This window comes from Macrococcus capreoli (genome assembly GCF_025628935.1).
Taxonomy (GTDB): domain Bacteria; phylum Bacillota; class Bacilli; order Staphylococcales; family Staphylococcaceae; genus Macrococcoides; species Macrococcoides capreoli.
This window is the reverse complement of the sequence record NZ_JAOTIS010000019.1, coordinates 1-20127: the sequence shown is the minus strand read 5'-3', so window position 1 is coordinate 20127 and position 20127 is coordinate 1. Positions and strand designations below refer to the sequence as shown.

At 32.9% G+C, this 20127-nt stretch carries 15 protein-coding genes and 1 riboswitch; of the genes, 7 read left to right on the top strand and 8 right to left on the bottom strand.

Annotation, left to right across the window (positions count from 1 at the left end):
- Position 1 precedes the first annotated feature (1 nt).
- Positions 2 to 1939, top strand: a complete 1938-nt coding sequence (locus tag OCL94_RS11885; RefSeq protein ID WP_262997137.1) for a DUF2075 domain-containing protein — start codon at positions 2 to 4, stop codon at positions 1937 to 1939.
- Positions 1940 to 2012: 73 nt separating this feature from the next.
- On the opposite strand, the gene OCL94_RS11880 is transcribed toward OCL94_RS11885, so the two are convergent.
- Genes OCL94_RS11880 through OCL94_RS11870 form a run of 3 tightly spaced genes read right to left on the bottom strand, consistent with a single transcriptional unit; the run spans position 2013 to position 5492 of the window.
- The gene (locus tag OCL94_RS11880) at positions 2013 to 2750 is read right to left on the bottom strand and encodes a hypothetical protein (RefSeq protein WP_262997136.1); all 738 of its coding nucleotides are present in this window, start codon (positions 2748 to 2750) and stop codon (positions 2013 to 2015) included.
- Positions 2740 to 3594 (bottom strand): hypothetical protein, encoded by an 855-nt coding sequence (locus tag OCL94_RS11875; protein ID WP_262997135.1) that lies wholly within the window; start codon positions 3592 to 3594, stop codon positions 2740 to 2742. The genes OCL94_RS11880 and OCL94_RS11875 overlap by 11 nt, the downstream gene beginning before the upstream one ends.
- On the bottom strand, positions 3591 to 5492 hold the full coding sequence (locus tag OCL94_RS11870) for a hypothetical protein (RefSeq protein WP_262997134.1): 1902 nt from the start codon (positions 5490 to 5492) through the stop codon (positions 3591 to 3593). Before OCL94_RS11870 ends, OCL94_RS11875 begins: the two co-directional genes overlap by 4 nt.
- A 202-nt stretch (positions 5493 to 5694) precedes the next feature.
- Here OCL94_RS11870 and OCL94_RS11865 point away from each other — a divergent pair, with 202 nt between their 5' ends.
- Positions 5695 to 7368, top strand: a complete 1674-nt coding sequence (locus tag OCL94_RS11865) for a DUF262 domain-containing protein (protein WP_262997133.1) — start codon at positions 5695 to 5697, stop codon at positions 7366 to 7368.
- A gap of 148 nt (positions 7369 to 7516) precedes the next feature.
- Complete coding sequence (locus OCL94_RS11860; RefSeq protein ID WP_262997132.1) at positions 7517 to 7870, top strand: hypothetical protein; 354 nt, start codon at positions 7517 to 7519, stop codon at positions 7868 to 7870.
- A 39-nt stretch (positions 7871 to 7909) separates the two neighbouring features.
- On the opposite strand, the gene mmuM is transcribed toward OCL94_RS11860, so the two are convergent.
- On the bottom strand, positions 7910 to 8803 hold the full coding sequence (gene mmuM, locus OCL94_RS11855; protein WP_262997131.1) for a homocysteine S-methyltransferase: 894 nt from the start codon (positions 8801 to 8803) through the stop codon (positions 7910 to 7912).
- Positions 8787 to 10127 (bottom strand): amino acid permease, encoded by a 1341-nt coding sequence (locus OCL94_RS11850; RefSeq protein WP_262997130.1) that lies wholly within the window; start codon positions 10125 to 10127, stop codon positions 8787 to 8789. Before OCL94_RS11850 ends, mmuM begins: the two co-directional genes overlap by 17 nt.
- A gap of 51 nt (positions 10128 to 10178) precedes the next feature.
- A riboswitch (SAM riboswitch) is annotated at positions 10179 to 10277 on the bottom strand.
- A 275-nt stretch (positions 10278 to 10552) separates the two neighbouring features.
- On the opposite strand from OCL94_RS11850, the gene OCL94_RS11845 reads away from it, so the two are divergent.
- Positions 10553 to 12475 carry an FUSC family protein gene (locus OCL94_RS11845; protein WP_262997129.1) on the top strand — a complete coding sequence of 641 codons (1923 nt, stop codon included), beginning with the start codon at positions 10553 to 10555 and terminating at the stop codon, positions 12473 to 12475.
- Between the two features lie 245 nt (positions 12476 to 12720).
- Here OCL94_RS11845 and OCL94_RS11840 read toward each other — a convergent pair whose 3' ends face one another.
- Complete coding sequence (locus OCL94_RS11840; protein WP_262997128.1) at positions 12721 to 14256, bottom strand: M4 family metallopeptidase; 1536 nt, start codon at positions 14254 to 14256, stop codon at positions 12721 to 12723.
- Positions 14257 to 14478: 222 nt separating this feature from the next.
- On the opposite strand from OCL94_RS11840, the gene OCL94_RS11835 reads away from it, so the two are divergent.
- A complete protein-coding gene (locus OCL94_RS11835) occupies positions 14479 to 15105 on the top strand; it encodes a response regulator transcription factor (protein WP_262997127.1) in 627 nt (208 codons plus the stop codon).
- A gap of 49 nt (positions 15106 to 15154) precedes the next feature.
- Here OCL94_RS11835 and OCL94_RS11830 read toward each other — a convergent pair whose 3' ends face one another.
- Positions 15155 to 16006, bottom strand: coding sequence for a helix-turn-helix domain-containing protein (locus OCL94_RS11830; protein ID WP_262997126.1), 852 nt, complete (start codon positions 16004 to 16006; stop codon positions 15155 to 15157).
- A 433-nt stretch (positions 16007 to 16439) separates the two neighbouring features.
- Here OCL94_RS11830 and OCL94_RS11825 point away from each other — a divergent pair, with 433 nt between their 5' ends.
- Positions 16440 to 16805, top strand: coding sequence for a hypothetical protein (locus OCL94_RS11825; protein WP_262997125.1), 366 nt, complete (start codon positions 16440 to 16442; stop codon positions 16803 to 16805).
- Positions 16806 to 16898: 93 nt separating this feature from the next.
- On the opposite strand, the gene OCL94_RS11820 is transcribed toward OCL94_RS11825, so the two are convergent.
- Positions 16899 to 19055, bottom strand: coding sequence for a Z1 domain-containing protein (locus OCL94_RS11820; RefSeq protein ID WP_262997124.1), 2157 nt, complete (start codon positions 19053 to 19055; stop codon positions 16899 to 16901).
- A gap of 180 nt (positions 19056 to 19235) precedes the next feature.
- Between OCL94_RS11820 and OCL94_RS11815 the strand changes: the two genes are divergently transcribed.
- On the top strand, positions 19236 to 20127 hold an 892-nt coding region (locus OCL94_RS11815; protein ID WP_262997123.1), incomplete at its 3' end, for a CPBP family intramembrane glutamic endopeptidase.

Genomic DNA, 20127 nt, shown 5'->3' with positions numbered 1-20127 from the left:
TATGATTATTTATGAAGCTACAAAAAAGGAATTTATCAATGATGTATATGAAGAAACACTAGTCAATAATATCATTAATAATTACAAAGCTAAAATAGGTAATATCAATGAACGAGAAGTACGATCATGGGATAATTCCATGCAATATATGTATCGTGTCATGCAAGATGAAGATATTCCTGACGATTCTGGAGTTGCTATTGAATTTAAGATCCCTTATACATCTAGACGTGTTGACTTCTTAATTAGTGGTAAAGACGAGACACATTCTAATGTTGTCGTTATAGAGTTAAAACAATGGAACACAGTAGAAAAAGTTGAAAAAGAAGGCATTGTTAAAACAAGGTTCCAACATGGTATTGCTGAAACAACCCACCCTTCTTATCAAGCATGGTCATACGCTTCTTTAATAGAAGACTATAATCAAACTGTACAAAACGAAAACATTAATATCATTCCTTCTGCCTATTTACATAATTATATTTCAAATACCGAACTTGGAGATCCTCTTTTAGATAAAAGTTATTCATTCTATGTCGAAAAAGCACCTATATTTACTAAAGGACAATCCGCTAAGCTTCGAGAATTTATTAAAAAATATATTAAATATGGTGATAATAAAGAAGGTATTTATAAAATTGAAAACGGAAAAATTAGACCTTCAAAATCTCTTCAGGATACTCTTCTTAGTATGTTACATGGTAACGAAGAATTTATTATGATAGATGAACAAAAGGTGATATATGAGACAGCACTTCAATTAGCAGAAAAAGCTTTAAGAACAAATACGCGTCAAACTCTTATTGTAAAAGGTGGCCCTGGGACTGGGAAATCTGTCCTTGCCATTAATTTATTAGTAGAATTAACCAGACGATCTATGGTTGCTCAATACGTTACTAAGAATTCAGCACCACGTAATGTATACTCTATTAAGTTAAAAAAAGATTTTAGAAAAAACCACATAGATAATTTATTTAAGAGTAGTGGAAGTTATATTAACACACCTGAAAAAGAATTCGATGCATTAATAGTAGATGAATCTCATCGTTTAAATGCAAAATCCGGTTTATATTCTAACCAAGGGGAAAATCAAATCAAAGAGATAATTCATTCTTCTAAATTTTCATTGTTCTTTATCGATGAACATCAAAAAGTAACTTTAAAAGATGTAGGATCTATAGAAGAAATAAAAAAATATACAGATTCACTCGAAAGTAAAGTAACTGAAATGGAACTACAATCGCAATTTAGGTGTAATGGTTCTGACGGTTATTTAGCGTGGCTTGATGACTTGTTAGGCATAAGAGAAACGGCTAATAAAGATGGCTTTGAAGGTTTTGACTACAAAATAAAGGTTTTTGATAACCCTCAAAAATTATATGAATCCATTCAACTTTTAAACAAACGTAACAATAAAGCAAGATTGATGGCGGGTTATTGCTGGGAATGGAAAAAAGATGGGAAAGATAAAACCGATGTTAAAGATATAGAAATCCCAGAGTTTAATTTCGCTATGAGTTGGAACTTAAATAGTAAAGAACCTTGGGCGATAGGAACAAATTCAGTTCATGAAGTTGGGTGTGTTCATACTTCACAAGGTTTAGAATTCGATTATGTAGGTGTTATTATTGGTAACGATTTAAGAATGCAAAACGGCAAAATTATTACTGATTATACGAAACGCGCAAAAACCGATCAATCTTTAAAGGGTATTAGAAAAGGCATTAAAGAAAACAAAAAACATTATGAAAAAATCGCTGATGAAATAATCAGAAATACTTATAGAACACTTATGACTCGCGGACAAAAAGGCTGTTATATTTATTGTGTGGATAAGGAACTTAACAACTTTATCGCTAATAAAGTAAATAATTTAGTTCAAAACTACGAATCTAAATCTGTGTCTAGTTATATTGCTGAAGATTTAGAAGTGTACTAGTTTTTTTTAACCCAATCAAATAAACTAAGAAATTAAGTATATATATCTTAATTTCTTAGTTTATTTTTATCATTTAATCATATAAAGCTAAGGCTTTATAAATTTCATTCTTTAGTTCTTCTTTTTCAAGAAATGGAGACATGATAACAGGGTAATTTTTATTTAATTCATATATTACTCTTCGCCCATACCTTTCATCATCTCCTAAATCATCTCTATTCTTGATTTTAGCTTTTAATCTTGTAGATAAATTCTCTTCATCAATTACAGTTAATAACTTTATAATAAATTCAGAATTTCGAAATATAGTATATTTAATAATATAATTGTATAGATCTAGATTATCATAGATTAATCTAATGTAGTGTTTATCTGTTTCAACATCATTAAAATTAGCATCATTTATATATTCAGCTGCAAGCACACATTTATAAATGTAATTTTCCCAATCAAAATTTTTTATTACTATTTTATTAAACTCTTTTATCGAATTATTGATACTAGGATATTTATCAATAATATATTTACGTTTTTTAGAAATTAATAAAGAATGCCAAAATGTTTCATTCCAATGGACATCTCTTTCCGTTTCGTTAACAAATTTTTTTAATACAAGTATTGCTTCATTAAAATCAGCTAATTTGTCTTTATCAGTTCCTTTAGCTATGTATATTGGAAAATCTTCTATATCGTTAATATAAATACTTTCTTCTGAAAAATACTCTTTATTATAGTCTATATTCCCACTAATAAAGTCATTATATAACTCCGAATTATTCTTGTAGCCCTTATTAAGTAGCCTAATCTCCATGATAAGCCATCCCTTCAATACTATTCACAAATTTTTCTATTAGCTTATTAGATATTTTTGATATTAAGCCATCAATATCATCAGGATTTATTTCTTGAATCCCTTTATTTAAAATCAAATTTAATATTTTTTGATTAAGTACATTATTTTGATTAGTATTTATTGAATAAACATCTATGTACTCTTCGTCTGAGTTATTTGCTTCTATAAATTTTTCTATAGCGCGATAAAGTCCGTAATATAGATACATATTCATAATGTTTTTATTTTGAATAGCAGATCTCATTAACAATTTTTCATCGTTAAACTTCAAAATTACAGTTTCTGAACTTAACTCTACTTTAAATGCTGATTCTTGATTTTTATCAATCAATGTTTCAAAGATTGTTAATGGTTTATTTTCTGAACCTTGATATCTAACTATATTAGAATATCCTAGTAACATATGTTTATTTATTTTTAGCCTATCCTTATAATAATCATAAAATGGTTCAAGTTCATAACAATTAAAAAATTCAATCGGTGCTAGCGACTGAATATGTAATTGTATTATTGTAGAGTTTGACATCGATATTCTATTCTTAGGTATAATGATTGTTTTTTGATCCTTATTTAATTTTGTGAAGTAATTATCTTTCGATTGAACTATAAAAATTAATGCAGCTTTATCTTTATTAATCAGTTTTTTAATAAATTCATTGTGAATATCATAATTTATATTAAAAATGAAATTTTTATTGTCATCTAGTAAATCAACATCTAATATAAAAGAACTTTCTTTATAACTGTTCGAATGATTATTTAATATCGGATATGAAAAAGCCGCGTCTTTATCATAAATCATTTCTTGACCTCCACTTCATATGTAAACTTAAGTCTACTTAAAGTAGTATTTTTTAATGTAAGTCTAATTTTTATTTGGTGATCCAACATTTTAATATTTTTAACTTTATTTTTGTCATAATTGTATGTATTATTTGTTACTAAATCACTTATTCTAACAACATATTTTAAAAAGTCTAATTGATCTTTAACCACATCTCCGTTTCCATCAACTATTTTAAAAATAAGGTTACACGTATTCCACCTTTTTATTTCTGATTCCTGTAATCCAATTTTTTTTAAATCTATAGAAATTATTTCATCTTGTTCTATATTTATTCTAGAAACTGCATCTGTAGGTGTAATATACTGTTCCGTAGCTAAATTATTATCATTTTTTACTTTACGTGGCTTTCTTTCTTTTTTATTTTCTCCCGTAGATTTATTAGAGGATCCACCTTTTTTATCTCTTTTTTCTTTCACATTACTTTTTAATACAGTTTTCCCACCTCTGATAGTAACTTTTTCAGTGTTGTTTTCAAGAATATTTTTAAAACTCACCTCAGTTTCATATATTAAATCATCAGTATCTAATTTACCGTCAGTAGGATTATTTTTATTAAAATTTTCTTCTATTATTTTTGATAATTCCTTGTGCAAATTTATCATGAATTTTTTCGCATTCTTCTTTTCATATTCATCTCGTATGTCTTCATAAGATAATTGTGTATGTGATTCATTTTCTAATGATTTCAAATATTGATCTTCTTTAATACCACCAACTAAAACTGCATTAAAAGGTTTTCTTTTATTGTTTTGAACACCAAAGTCTTCAATTTTCATTCCAATTGTTCTAAAAATTGCTACTCTTCCTACTATTATTTCAGGATTATATACAAAATATAATTTAAATTTGTATGTATCAGTATTATTAGAAACTTCAAAGTTGATTGGTAAACTATTTCTAAGTGTATCAACATATAATGGTGTAAAAATCTTTTTCATATCACTATATTCAGTTTTATAAAATCTCTTATCATTTACCAAATCATATATTGATTCAGAACTAATTATGGTCTTTTCATCATCTATATCATATACTTCTACAATTAAATTATTCTCTATAATAGCTAAAAAGAAATTATCACATACAGAAGTAATTATTTCATTAAATTTGAAAAACTCCTTTCTCACATAAGGTATTATTATTTTTAATCCTCTAGATTTTTTTTCGAAAGCTGTATGATTCACTTTATTTTCAAAAGGTATTAGTTTTCCTGTTTTACTGCTTACATCTGAATAGTATCCTGTAGACCTATAATTTTTATTATTTAGCTTATGCTCAATTAGCTGTATTGTCCCACCTAAATGTTGATTGTTCTCATTATCACAATTTGCAAAATACATTAAATGAATATCGGAAGCTGCATTATTTGCAATTTTACCTATTCCATGAGATCCTCCTCGTTTAACTTCTTTTGACGAATCATCCTCAACAAAATGAACGCCCTTATTATATGCATAAATTCCATATGTATCTTGTTTACTATTTGATTGTCCATTTTTTGCACCAGTTAATCCCTTCGAATTACTGTCTTCAAATGATAATATTGGTACCGTCTTATTATCTATTTTTGATTTCATATAATTTATTGTTTCTATCGTATAATTATTGTGTCCCTCTAATGAATTAATATGTTCAAATATTTCATCAATCCCTGGCAAAATTGATTTATCTACTTCGTGCATCCTAATAATTACTTTAACTGGTTCATTCTCCTTTAATCTTGCATCCAATGCATTTTGTAAATTTTCTTTAATTGTTCCTTTAATTCCATTTCTATGAAAATGTTCTAATGAATTATCGAACGTAGCTACCTCTAAATAATCTAATGATGCGAATTGAAAATGATTCCCCATATAATCACCCTTATTTTGAAATAAATTATTCTATACGTATATAAATAATTTACTTTTAAATTTCTAAAAGATCAATATTATTACATATATTTATACTTATGAATTAATAAGGATTTATGATTACACAACTTTTTGTTAAATTGATCTAAATAACTTACTATGGTAATTTTGTAATATACATATAATAAGGAGTGGTTTAGGTATGGGGATAAAGAATGCTACATTTAGAAAAGTAGAATCATATCTACAAGAAGATATTTTTTATATTCCAGAATATCAAAGAGGTTATTCTTGGGAAGAAAGTCAACTAGATGATTTTTGGGAAGATTTAACACAAATGCATAATGATCATGAATTAGATTCGCATTTCTTAGGACAAATAGTCATTCATTCTAATAGAGAAGATAAAAGAAAATATATCATCGATGGTCAACAACGTACATCAACTGTAATTATCTTATTAGATGCATTTAGGACCACATTTAAATCCTTTAACAATCAAGATGCACAATATGCAGTCGAAGATATCACATCGAAATATATCGGTAGATATTCAAATAATACAAATGAGTTAAGATTACATTTAGGTAAAAATGACTTTGAAGTATTTAGAAATTACATACAATCAAGTGAGAAGAAAATACTTAATCAAAAACACCTATCAAAATCAGAACAACGAATAATTTTTGCAAGTGACTACTTTAAACGTAAAATCTTTGAATATATTGATGGTATTTCTGATGTTAATACTAAATTCATATCTCTAAAAAGATTATATGAATCATTAATTAGAAAAATGCTTGTAATGTATGTCGAAACTGATGATATTAATGAAGCATTTATTATATTTGAAACTCTAAATGCACGAGGTAAGGATTTAGAAACTTCTGACTTACTTAAAAATCATGTATTCAGAATAGCTGGGAATAAAATAGATGAAATTCAATCTGAATGGAATAATATGATAGAAACAATTGGTAAAATTGAACCTACAAAATTTATACGTCATTACTGGAATTCTCAAAATAAATTTATTAGAGAAAAAGACTTATATAAGTCTTTACGTAAAAAGGTAACATCTCCTGAAATAGCAAATGCTCTTGTTAAAGAACTATCTATATTATCAGAGGTTTATGTAGCTTTAAATAATCCAAAAGAAAATATATATTTCACCAATAATCAATTAAACGAGAAAATTCAAGAAATGAATGTATTAAATGCTAAATCATATTTTCCTATAATATTATCGTTAGTTGCTTCAGACTATGATGAGGAGGATATATTAAAAGTATTAAAAGCAATAGAATGTTTAGTTGTAAGAAACTTTGTTGTTGCCGGAAAAGTAGCAAACAAATATGAAAAATCTTTCTCTAAAATTGCCTATGAAATCAATGATGACGAACATAAAGAGAGATTAAAATCTGTTGATGAAATTATACTTGAAATAAAAAAAGAAACTATTTCAGATGAAGAATTTCAATATTCTTTTAGCCAGTTTTCAGTTAAGAAAACTGCTGTGATTCGATATATCCTTAGAGCTGTAAATAACTACTATAATAGTGAAACTAGAATTATTAATGATAATAGTAAGGTTCATATTGAACATATTATGCCAAAAAGTTTATCCAAAGGTTGGGAGATATCTACTGATGAACACGAAGAATATCTTCAAAAATTAGGAAACTTAACATTACTTGGTGATGAATACAATAGAAATGCTACAAATAAAACATTCGAGTTCAAAAAAGAAATATATGCGAACTCACAAATTAAAATAACAAATGATTTAATCAATCATCAAACATGGTCAATTAACGACATAAAAAAACGACAAGAAAACCTTGCAAAAATTGCTCTAGAAATTTGGAATAAATGATTATTGCATATGGTACACACGTTACTTCTTACTTATTAATGAACAAATACAGTTCATTCCCTAATATATATAGTTATTCTAACGCCAAAGCGATGAAGTCTACTACGTACAAATATTATACCTTAAAGTTAACTCAACTTATCCAACGATGATTAAAACATGGGCTAATCTTATATGTTCATCTGTAATGCGTAGTTATGGTTACACGAATGGTAGTTACTTCTATGGTAAAGATTATAGCCTTCTCGTTACTACGATGGCGAAGGGTGAAAGGGTGTCTTCTAGAAAGTTACCGATTGAAAGCTTTACTATCACTAAGCTCAATAGCAAAAAGAATGAGTTATCTAAAGTGAAGAAATACTTCGGTTCACCGACTTCTACTTTCACAAGTGGCAAGTACAAATCGAATGATTATGGTAACCATGTGAGTATTACTTTTAATAAAATCGGCTCTAAATGGTACGTTGAGACGTTAAATCTTCACAAATACAGTTTACAATAAGCTTTAAAGCCCTCAAGGTTTTTCCTTGAGGGCTTTGTTTTACTTCCCTTTCAATACTGTACTTAATGCCCCAATTTCTTCAGGGCCAACCTGACAGCATCCGCCGATCATTTTCACGCCAAGTTGTTTCCATTTAACAGCCGCTTCAATCAATGAAATATCTTCTTGATCAATCCATACTTTCTCAACTGCGTCGTATTTGCGTCCACCATTGGGATATAAGATTATCGCCTTCTCACTTAACGCAAGCAGTCGTTCTACTGCGCCATCAATCACTTTGACGCTTGTACAGTTGACTCCGAATGCGTGTACATTGTCTATACCATTAACGACTTCAATGACTTCTTCAATGGGTGTGCCGTCTGATAGGTGTGCACTGTCTTTTAACGTTACGGATAGCCAGGCTTCAATGTCTGGATAATCTTCAAGCAATGCTTTTACGGCTTTCACTTCTTCTATGTTTGGTATTGTTTCAAAGGCAAAGACGCGTATGCCTGCTTCTATCAGTATGTTGAGGCGTTGTATGTGATACTTGATATAATCACTTTGTCGCACTTGATACGCACCTGTATATTCTGATCCGTTGCCGAGCATTGCGCCGTATGGTCCGAGTGATGCTGCAACGAGTACATTGGAATTTACACTTTGATGTGCGAGTTCAACTGCTTCCTTCAGGTAGTCTTCTGCTTCTCGTTCTGTGTATCCGGTATTTAGAAATGATTGTACGGCACCCTGATAAGTGTTGGTCAGTATGATTTCAGCTCCGTTATCTACAAATGCCTGATGGACTTTAAGGATAGCTTCCGGGTGTTCTTTAATGAGATGCGTGGACCATAGTTCATGTTTCACGTCATAGCCAAATGCTTCAACGGTCGTTCCAAATCCACCGTCTAGTATGGTAATGTCTTGCTCGAGTTTATCGCGTAGCAGCATGAAGGCTTTCTCCTTTCTTCGCATAGTAATGTATGAGTCCGACGATAATACAGAATGGTAAGCCAATCAGTGTAGCGAAGCGCTGGTTCGGGTCAAAGAGCACGCCGATTGTTGATATTAAGCATAATGTAAAGCCTAATACGGGTAATATGTAAGCTTGTTTACGCGTCACGTGACTTTGCTTTAATTGGTTAAATCGCGCTAAACATATGCTCATCCACACGACAACAACTGCAAATCCTGCAATGGATACAAGCACTAAATAGACGGTCTCTGGTGCGATCACGCTTGATAATAGACTCAGTAATGCGCCGACTAAGCTAATGAGCGTTGCATTGACTGGCATGCCGTGATGATTCAATTTTCTCGCAGTTCGTATGATGTTATCGCGTTCTGATATGCTCCAGAGCATGCGGCTGCTGGCATATAGTCCTGAATTGGCTGCGGATAAGAGTGCTGTTAATATCACAAAGTTCATAATGTCGCCTGCATAGGGTATGCCTACACTGTCTAATACAGAGACAAATGGGCTTTCAAGTAAACTTGCTTTGTCGGTCGGAATGAGTAATACCATGACAACAATCGTCCCGATAAAGAGTAATGCTAGACGCCATACTGTTGCGCGTATTGTCTTCGGTATTACAGTTTCCGGGTCCTTTGTTTCACCGGCTGCAATCGCGATAAGTTCTGTTCCACTAAATGCATAATTCACAGCAAGCATGGTCACAAATACACCGAACATGCCATTTGGTACATCTAACAGCTTGTCTAACTGTGTTACTGGTTTTAAGTCAGACGGTAATACATTAAATAATACAAGTATGCCAATCACAATAAATGCAATAATCGCGAGTACTTTAACAAGTGATAACCAGAATTCTGTTTCTCCGTAAATTTTACTATTCGTAAAATTAATCGCGACAATAATTACAATAAAGATTAAACTAAACAACCAGACTGGAAAGTCCGGGAACCACTTCTGAAATAGAATCCCGCCCGCTGTAATCTCAGATCCAAGCGCAATCGTCCAGCATAACCAGTAACTCCACGCCACAACGTGTCCAATAGACGGATGGATATAAATATTAGCATACGTGTGAAACCCACCTACGTCAGGATGACTGACCGCAAGTGCACCCATACATTTCATGACGATATAAACAAGCAGTGCGCCCACGATATAACTCACAATCGTTCCAATCGGACCTGCCTGCTGCAATGTGTAACCGGTACTTAAGAATAATCCTGTGCCAATCACACCTCCAAAGCTTAGCATCATGACATGACGTTCTTCTAATCCTCTTCTGAAATTGCTCATCTTCATTCCTCCATAAAAAAATACCCCTCCTAAAATAGGAAGGGTAACTTCGATTTACACTCATATTTCAGGCATCACCTGTTGGAATTAGCACCGTGCTTACGCCGGTTGCTGAGACTTCATAGGGCCAATTCCCTCCATCTCTCTTTATAAGCTATTTAATTGTTATCAATATTATCACTAAGGAGACGGCCTGGTCAATAGAATTCTGAAATTTCTAATTATAACATCGAATGATTTTTATTATGATAGATTCAGTCGTTCTTTTGTTATCCTTTAGAACTTCTTTTATTAATCAATACATAATAAAAACGGCCTTTATGGCTTTATTTTATATTACACACCTACTCTCCTCCCACCAATCCTACCTCCCACGCTTTTTCTTAAAATCTGTTAAAATAAATATGATAACTTTTAGAAACGGTGATAACATGCAATATTTTAAATCTTTATTTTATATTGATCGTAATAAGATTGATATTCCAAAAGGGATAGCACAATCTATCATGATGGCTATCCCTCTATTTCTCTTCTACTACCTCGGGAATGTGTCCTATGGTCTGATGGTTTCAACCGGCACACTAGCGCATATTTACGTCTTCGGTGGCCCATTACATTCGCGTATAAAAACGGTGATTATTTCAAGCTTTACCCTTTCGTTTGCAATGTTTTTAGGAACGCTCACAGCAAATCATATGTTACTCTTCGGATTACTTTTATTTTTATTTGCTGTCATCCCTTATTTTGTCTGTCAAACACTGGACATTAAAGGCCCAAGCTCTACATTCTTCATCGTTGCTTTCGGTTTAGCAAGTATCATGCCACATGAACCGGATCAGTCTTTACTTCGTGCAAGTCTCGTGTTGCTTGGTGGTTTAATTACTTTATTCATTGTCATCATCGCAACACTTCTGCGTAAAGAAGATGTATTAAACAATATTATTTTGAAAGAATTTCATGCGTTACATATGTTGATGCATAAGTTCGATTCTCCGCAATATAATCAACATTCGAAACAAGTCATTGCTTTATTAATGCAGTCGGGTGATTTGTTACATAAATATCGTCCTCAATGGAAATCACAATCTCATGCGTACGAGCGTGCACAGATGTTGCATTATTATGCTGAGGGGATATATTCTGAATTGAACGATTTACAAATCCATAAGACAGGAAAAATCCCGGATGAAATAGACGGATTGATGTCACAATTAATAGCGATGATTCAATACAAGTCCCGTCCTAGTGCACTGAAGTCTTTTGAGATTGATACTAAGTTTGAATATTTAGCTTCACTATGCTTTGATGTTGAGGAGAATTTATTTTCTGATGATGCAGTTGTTATGAAGAAATATAGTGCCTCTAGACCATTAATTTCGCATCGTTTACTTGCGCATTTAACGTTGTCTTCTAATATTTTTCAAATGACTTTGAAGTATAGCCTACTGATGAGTATTGCAATCGCGATTGCTTTGTTATGCAAAATTGATCGCCCTTACTGGGTTGCTTTAACGGTCCATGTCATACTCATGGGGAATACTTCTTTAAATAGTTTAAAACGCGCGATTCAACGTTTACTTGGTACATTGGTCGGGATAGGGCTTGTCATTGTCATCCTCAAATTAAATCCTGATTTGTGGGTGGTTTTATTACTTATTGCGTTATGTGGTGGGATAAATGAAGTATTTGTCGGTAGTAATTATATGTACACGATGTTCTCTGTCACATTACAAGTCATCTTAATGTCTGGTATTGCAGTTGGTCACTTATCATTCTCATATGCATATTTAAGAGTTTTTGACGTGGGGATTGGTTTAACGATTGCTGTACTTGGGATATTATTATTTAGCTATTTTTCAAATACTACGAGTCGATCGAAGTTATTATCTGATATAGATGTACTGCTTAACAATCAAGCGAATGTATTTTATGGATTGCTTGCGCATCACCATGTGTCTCCACAAGAAATATACAAGATGCAACTTAATTTAATGAATGTAAGATTGTTATTTAATTTAATTGAAGGTGAATTTGAGAATATTCGGGACGAACTGATGCGCTTATATCCGTTGTTACATTATCTTGAACAACTTACTTTTACATTAAACCGTATGCATTCAACAGGTGGATATGTTCAACTAACGCCATCAGACATCAGTCACTATTTGATGGTCTTCCAGAATATCCGTTATTCACTCATCCATGAAATTGAAATACCATCTGAACATTTAGCACATTTTAAGCGATATCATAATGTGGATAATGCACTCAATCATTTGCAGAAAATCTGTAATGATTTAATGCTGGATGATAAGTATATTTTGAACAATAATGAAACCCTCAAGATCAGTTAATTTGATCTCGAGGGCTTTTTTAAAGTGCGTATTTACACTTATATTTCAAGTATCACCTGGTGGCATTAGTACTGTGCCTACGCTCCAAAGACCAAGCTATCTGCATCTTTTTCAAGCTGTCCACCGACACGCGCAGAAAATGAGATGCGAATTAAGCGATTCTTCTTGTTCAAGGCACCTTCGAAATAATCAAAAAAAAGCTAGCAATGAACATTTCAATTCATTGCTAACCCTACAAATTTATATTACTGAACGCCTACTGCATCCCATGCACTCCACACTTGATCAGCTGTTTCCTGGTCATATAAGTCTAATGCAGATTGGTATAATGCTTGCTTTGCATCTGTAAACTGAGCATTTGATGTTAAATATTGCGTTAAAGCACGATAATAAATTTGTTGCGCTTTCTCTTGTCCGATGGCTGTTATTGTATTATATCCCGCTTTGTTAGGAATACCAGAGTTCGTATGCACGCCACCATTATCTCTTGAAGTATTAACATAGTTATTCATATGATCCGGTTGTCCAAATTGCTTCGGATTTGACATACTACGTAATGCATCACCTTGTCGACCTGGTGTATAAACATCTTCACCCATTAACCAGTCGTCATTATCTACAAAATATCCAAAAATATCTGAAAAACTTTCATTCAAAGCACCTGATTGAGCACGATATTCTAAATTCGCTGTATTTTGAGTAACACCATGAGTAATTTCATGTGCAACCACATCATTTGCGCCAGATAACCCTGTAAACGTGTTCCCATCTCCGTCATTATAAATCATTTTATCGCCAACCCAGGCAGCGTTATTCGTATTGTCACTTCCACCGTAAGTATCTACGTGTGCTAACGAAATAATAGGGCTACCATTGTCATCATAAGACTCTCTGTTAAACGTATTTTTATAGTAGTCATACACTTGTGCAGCATAATAATTTGCATCTACACCCGCGCGTTGATAATCATCTGTAAAGTTCTTATCTCTATCCGTCACTAAAGATGCACTACCATTTTGATTGTTATAGTTGTATGCCGCAATTTTACCTTGATGCGTTAAATCTTCAAGTGAGAATCCACCTGTAATGCTATTGATATTAATCGTTTTAGTATCTCCTAATACACCTTTACCTGTACCTTGAGTTGCTGCTTCATGAACAAGACTTTGTTTTTCAACAATGTCTCCGTTTTCAGCATCAACTTTTACTAACCAGTGCCCAATTTCAGGTTGAACTGTCACGAGTTCTACACTATAAACCAATTTATTTTTTTCACCGTCGATTTCAGTAGTCGCTTTTTTCACGACATCCTGCCCCATGTTATCCGCTTTTTCTGGATCAATCTTCAAAGCTTGATATGCATGATTAATCGCTTCTTCTTTTGAAATTTTAACTTCATTTGTAGGTGCAACTTCATTTGCATTTGTTGCCCCATTAACCAGTACAACTTCACCATTTTTATTCGTGTGTACTTTAATTTCTTTATCTGTCGCATATTTACCTTTTACTTTTGGTGCTAACGTGTAATGTGTATATCCTAGGTCATCTGTTTTTACTTCTTTTACAGCATAATTTTTATAGTGTTTTTTTACTTTTGCTGTTCCAGGAAGCTCTTTCAAAATATTCTTTACATCAGATTTCTGCTTTACCACTTGGTTGAATTTAGGTAATTTGTCTTCCTTGTGTTTCGCATCTGCAGTAGCCGTTCCCACAAAAGATGTTGCAACAATTGTAGCAGATAGTGCTAATGGCCCGATTGATTTTTTTGAAATTTTAGACATAATATCACACTCCGTTTTATATTTATATAGAATATTCTTTTTCTATATATTTATATAATATTAGAATATTGATATAATACAATAGATTATCCTTTGAATTGTATAAAACTTCAAAAATATTGCGTGATTTACTAATTTAAATTTCGTTACGAATATATATATAATGAGTTTTGAATATAGTTCTAAAGTGATTAACATACACAATAGATGAGGTGATTACATATGAAAAAGATATTCATTCTAGATGATCATGAATTGTTTGGGGAAGGTTTAAAAAGCATACTAGAAAAAGAAGACGATATGTGTGTATATAAAGTGGTTACGAATCCAGACTTAATGAATGATTATATACTTGAATTTCATCCGGATATTATTATATGTGATATTAAGATAAAAGAGGTCAATGGTCTGGATGTTATAAAAAAGTATAAAACGATTTATCCAAACATAAAATTCATTGTATTAAGTGGTTATAACATCGATAATTACAAGACGCGTGCTTTCCAAAATGGTGCATCTGCGTATGTACTCAAAGAAGATAGTCCGGCACATTTAGTCAACATTGTTCGTGAAGTTTATGCGCGTAATATAAAAGTTGCATCATCTCAATCCTTCATTATTTCTGATTTGACACCTAAAGAGATAGAGATATTAAGCCTTATGTCTCAAGACCTTACAAACACACAGATCAGCGAAATTGCATATATGAGTAAACGAACGATTGAATATCATGTTTCCAGTATTATAAAAAAGCTTAATGTCAATTCTAGACTTGGTGCCGTAATAAAAGGCATCCGTTTAGGATTAATCGAAGAAACGGAGCTTTACCATAACGAAAAACTTAAATAATCGTGAGGTTATTATGATAAAACGCAAAAAGAAAGTAGCACATGAACGCTTATGTACTACTTTCTTTTATCTCAAGTTCTATTGCATCAAATAAATTCAGGAGTTCAATTTTCTTTTGTTTTTTTGCGAGGTACTTTGCGAAACAGAGTTCACCTTCATCGATTAAATTCGTACTGTTCAATTTCAATAATGCTGTATTTTTAGAATATATGAATTCTGAAATACATATCATGTTCATTTCTTTATGAGATAAATCAATTGCTTCACATGCAAGATCATACATTTCTTTATATTCATGTTCTTCATATAGTAATCTCAGGAAATTGTATATTACTTTAAAACATAGCGTGGACGTTAAATGATGACTATAAATCAATGACAATGCTTCTTTAAAGTAGGTTCTAGCTTGAAGGTAGTTATGCTTTTTCAAATATAAATTGGCCATACTGTTCAATATATTAACCTTTAATTCAAGATCAATGGTATGTCTATTATCAGCGTATAGTATTTCCATTGCTTCAACTGTATCTTCATTTTGAATCATATTACGCAGTACTAATTTAATATATTGCAGATAAATCGTATCATCATGACTTAATTTCCCGTAATCCAAAAGCGCTATATAGACAGAAATCTCTTCATAATTTCTGAGTAATAATAAATGATTTATTTTTTCTTTATCGATGCCATGCAGACGTGCGTCTGAATGTTTTATGCCTGCTATTTCATCTAACGAAAGGTTTAACCTTTTAGCAATATCCATGAGTAACGTTGACAATGGCACCATTTCATTTTTTTCAATTTTACTGATCTGACTTTGTGTGCAAATGCCTTCAGATAATTCTTTTTGTGTCATACCAATTTCTTGACGCCGTTCTTTTATATAATACCCAATATTCATACGCTGCCTCCTCTACTCATTATCTTAAAAATAATTATATAAAAAAATACTTATAACCTAAATAAGGTTGTAAGTATTTTTAATCTTACCTTTAATTGTAATGTATTTTACCATAAATGCCATTCTGAAGGCATGTTTGCTGCGAAAATCGTCAATGTCAAACTAGCTGCTAACGTAAAAGATTTCAATCTTAGTTTCATAACGTTCACCTCCTAGTTATTATTCTTTAAAGAATATTTATATATAATATTGTATAACAAAAAGATGAAATTGTATATTAATATCCACATTTTTGTATTTTGAACATACAGATTTCCTATTAGTGTGAGTGAGTAAGTAATTTTAAAAATACGACTATAGTTACTTTACTTCAATTCTTTTACTATTTATTACATGCTATAATAAAAAGGAAAGAACGAAAGAAAGGTTGTGCATGATGAACAAACAAATGTTTTTCTATATTTATATACTGATTGTCGTATTTTTATCTGTTAATATCTTCAAACACATTGCAAAGGGTGCTCCACCAGCAGATTATATTATTTACGCGATAATTTCATTAACTTTGTTGAGTATTATTTCCGACCAGTTAATCGAGTTGGTTTACGGCCGTAAATCGCCAATGTTCTTACTTATCTTTAACTTGGTGCTATATGTATCAGTATTAGGATTAAGTATTTATGCCATTACGCTAAGCAGTGCGTTATTCGATATCATTTTATATAGTTTATTTATTCCAACAAGTATAATGCTTATGTATGTTCAGACGATTATTTATAAGAAAGAAATAAGAGGATAAGACGATTTCGTCTTACCCTCTTTTTGTAACCCTTGACTGAGCGATACACCACACATACTGCTCACTCGCAAATCTACAATATACCTATCTCTCCTATCCTTCAAACACAATGGTCGTCAGTTTCGTCTGTGCAACAATAACCGGCCAGTAAAATGGTGCACCACGCCATCCCTGTGCGATGTCGCCGTTCTGTCTTAACAGCATCACGGTCGGATGTGTCGTACCATATTGATAACTTTGCTTTAACTCGTCTTGCCCATTGTCCGGTCGATCGGCAAATCGGATACCGTCTTGTCGATAACGTGATATATTTCGATTGTCTCGTGTTATCACCCATACGTATCCTGTATGATTCGCACTGAGACGTGATAAATAATTTAATAACGAAGTATATGTTTCTATTTGCCATTCATATCCTTCTTCCATTACAAGTGTAGCCATAATTTCTTCTAAGATGGGAATGACACGCACAACTGGAACAAGTATATGGCGATTGTCATTTGCATTTTGCTGAATTGCATAACGACGTAATGATTCGATTTGTTGATCAATCTGTTTCATGCGACTTGTCATCTCAGTCTTACGCTTCGTCTGAAAGCCAACCGGTAAGAATCGTTTCTTACCTTTCACGGTCATTACTTTCGATAGCAATAATTTGTTCGGATTACATGGCACGATATCTTTATGCGCATCGTGCATCATAAAGATGACTTCTCCTTCATTTCTACCCGTTTCAAATGCATATCTCAAATCTTCATCAAAGGCATGCATGCGCTCCATAACGTCATAAATACGTGGCGTCGTATAAAATCGCGTTACATATAAATCTTCTTGTGGTCTAGCGCCATACATGCGTGAGTGTTGCAGTACGGTATCTTGCTGAAATTTCTTCGGGTCTCTGCCGTAGTAGAATCCGATTAAGTTACCAATCGTAATGCCACGGTCTAATATTTGTCCACCGATAAAGAAATTCAGTGGTGCACGCAAATTCAATTCTCCTGCATGATTCAGTAATTGGTTAACATCCTGCTCCGAATTAACGATGGTAATGAGCAATGTTTCTTCTTCAAATGTTGCTTTCACCGCTTCATATACATCATCAATTCCCGGGAAATAGTGTGCTTTTGTTGATTGTTTAAATTGTGTATACGACGATTTAATAAGTTGTTGAAAAGCTGATTCATCTGTTTGTAGTAATATCTTTAGTCGTTGTTCAATCATTTGTACGAGTTCATACTGCCACATATGTGCTTTCTTCGTCGTAATGGTGTGCATGATAAATGCATATTTCTTTAATCGTTCCCCTGCATGCTGTTGCTGCAAGTTACGAATATTGCCGCCAACAATAAAGTTAATCAGCGCTGCGCGTAATCCGATAAAGTTCTTAGACGTCAGTAAATAATCCGGCTTTGCACGACGTTTATCTTCTTTGCGTAGTATTTCAAGTTCAGTATCTGTAATCGGTTGATACACATAACTTGCCGGATGGTTCAGTTTCGATTGTTCGAAATAGAACTTGCCGCCAACATACGCATCAAATGTCGGCACGAGTACAGTAAATGCTGGTCGTTTCGGTTGATAACCACGTGCGTGTAATGTCTCACTATCCGGTTGTAAATACAGTGAATACGGTGTTGCAGTAACTTGTAAGTACGCAGCTGTCGGAACACGACGCTTAATATCATCTAATTGTGTGGCGATGACTTTCAATTCTGTTAAGTTCTTATCACGGTCTTTCTCATACACAACCGATGCATAATCCGCTTCATCATCAATAATCATCATTTGTTTATTAGCAAGCGATGGATATTGATTGAATAGCGCATGTGTTAAACGTTCAACGTTCTTCTTCTCTTTCTTAGCAACGATGACGATTCTTTTCTTTAACTCAAATTGTCGTAAATCCTGTGGCAGCTGCATAATGTCATAAGCAATCACTTGATCATCAGCCATCAACACTTCAAATTCCTGTCTCAATCGTTCATAAGTTTGACGTGCCAATGCATTGGAGTTCTTCGTTAAGATGATCACCACTTCAAAGCCATTATCAAATCCGAGCGCAATCGATCCCATGAAACTACGTGTCTTCCCAGATTGTATACGGCCAAGTAATATACCCGGTTTATGTTCAGTCGTCGATATCGTCATTAAATTCGAAACTGTGTCGTGCATTGCTTGTATTTCTTGTTGATTGTATTGATTTCTATTATTAAGGGCGTTAAAGTAATCGCCATTCATCTTTAATGTCATAAACGTTCTCCTTGTGAAATGCGCTGTACGTGTTTAATTCTCGAAAATTTATTATAGCATGATTTATATCGTTCGCCGCAGCGACTTTGTCGGGAAATCGAAATGATATGCCATACATTGTTTCAATATTATGGCATTAATATGGTATACTTTGACTAATCTAAAGTGGAGGTTATATGCATGAAATTTAACGAAAGTATCGCCTTATCGACTAAATCCCCGCGTAATATTCCGTGGTATGGAACTGTCCTGATTGCAATTGCGATATTCTTTATCGTTCAAATGGTTGCGGGATTCTTTATCATTCCAATACTACTTATCTTTAATCCGACTGCAACGATTGACGATTTATTACGCGAACCGCTCGGCACGCTTATCGGATTGCTCTTATTTCCGTTCTTACTTGCCGCGTGTTTCATTGTTAATAAATTTGTTTATCGTCATCCGGTACAGGCATTAGGTTTCTTTAAAGCGCAATTCATACCGAAATATTTGTTTGGTGTCTTATTAGGGACAGGAATGATTCTCATCATTTATTGCATCAATGTGTTATTCGGTGCGATGCATAGTACATTGAACCCAGATATTCAGTGGTTTACAATCAGCTGGCTTATCGCACTCTTTATGATTCAAGGGTTAACTGAAGAAGTATTGGCTCGTGGTTTCTTAATGAATAAAGTCAGCCATCAGTTAGGCGTTCCTGCCGGAATATTCATCAATGCTGCATTCTTCTCGTTTCTTCATTTCTTGAATCCGAATACGAGTGTATTAAGTTTTGTGAATTTATTTTTAGCGGGGATTGTCTTCTCACTGTTATTCTACTGGTCAGATAACATTTGGTTAACCGGTGCAGCACATAGTTTCTGGAATCTTGCGCTAGGCGTGTTGCTCGGTAACGAAGTGAGTGGTCAGCCATTACCTGGTACGATCTTTAATTCAACGGCAAATATGGAGTCAGCACTCGTTAATGGTGGTAAGTTCGGCTTAGAAGGTGGGCTTGTTGTAACAGTGGTTTCACTTATTGTGATCGTTGTACTGCTTAAACTAAGTCTAAATAAATACGCACAAAAAA

Excerpts from the sequence above, each read along its gene's own strand:
- OCL94_RS11845 (WP_262997129.1), top strand. The coding sequence starts at position 10,553 with ATGCAATATTTTAAATCTTTATTTTATATTGATCGTAATAAGATTGAT.
- mmuM (WP_262997131.1), bottom strand. The coding sequence starts at position 8,803 with ATGCTGCTACGCGATAAACTCGAGCAAGACATTACCATACTAGACGGT.
- OCL94_RS11860 (WP_262997132.1), top strand. The coding sequence starts at position 7,517 with ATGATTAAAACATGGGCTAATCTTATATGTTCATCTGTAATGCGTAGT.
- OCL94_RS11880 (WP_262997136.1), bottom strand. The coding sequence starts at position 2,750 with ATGGAGATTAGGCTACTTAATAAGGGCTACAAGAATAATTCGGAGTTA.
- OCL94_RS11885 (WP_262997137.1), top strand. The coding sequence starts at position 2 with ATGATTATTTATGAAGCTACAAAAAAGGAATTTATCAATGATGTATAT.
- OCL94_RS11840 (WP_262997128.1), bottom strand. The coding sequence starts at position 14,256 with ATGTCTAAAATTTCAAAAAAATCAATCGGGCCATTAGCACTATCTGCT.
- OCL94_RS11875 (WP_262997135.1), bottom strand. The coding sequence starts at position 3,594 with ATGATTTATGATAAAGACGCGGCTTTTTCATATCCGATATTAAATAAT.
- OCL94_RS11850 (WP_262997130.1), bottom strand. The coding sequence starts at position 10,127 with ATGAAGATGAGCAATTTCAGAAGAGGATTAGAAGAACGTCATGTCATG.
- OCL94_RS11830 (WP_262997126.1), bottom strand. The coding sequence starts at position 16,006 with ATGAATATTGGGTATTATATAAAAGAACGGCGTCAAGAAATTGGTATG.
- OCL94_RS11870 (WP_262997134.1), bottom strand. The coding sequence starts at position 5,492 with ATGGGGAATCATTTTCAATTCGCATCATTAGATTATTTAGAGGTAGCT.
- OCL94_RS11835 (WP_262997127.1), top strand. The coding sequence starts at position 14,479 with ATGAAAAAGATATTCATTCTAGATGATCATGAATTGTTTGGGGAAGGT.
- OCL94_RS11820 (WP_262997124.1), bottom strand. The coding sequence starts at position 19,055 with ATGACATTAAAGATGAATGGCGATTACTTTAACGCCCTTAATAATAGA.
- OCL94_RS11825 (WP_262997125.1), top strand. The coding sequence starts at position 16,440 with ATGATGAACAAACAAATGTTTTTCTATATTTATATACTGATTGTCGTA.
- OCL94_RS11865 (WP_262997133.1), top strand. The coding sequence starts at position 5,695 with ATGGGGATAAAGAATGCTACATTTAGAAAAGTAGAATCATATCTACAA.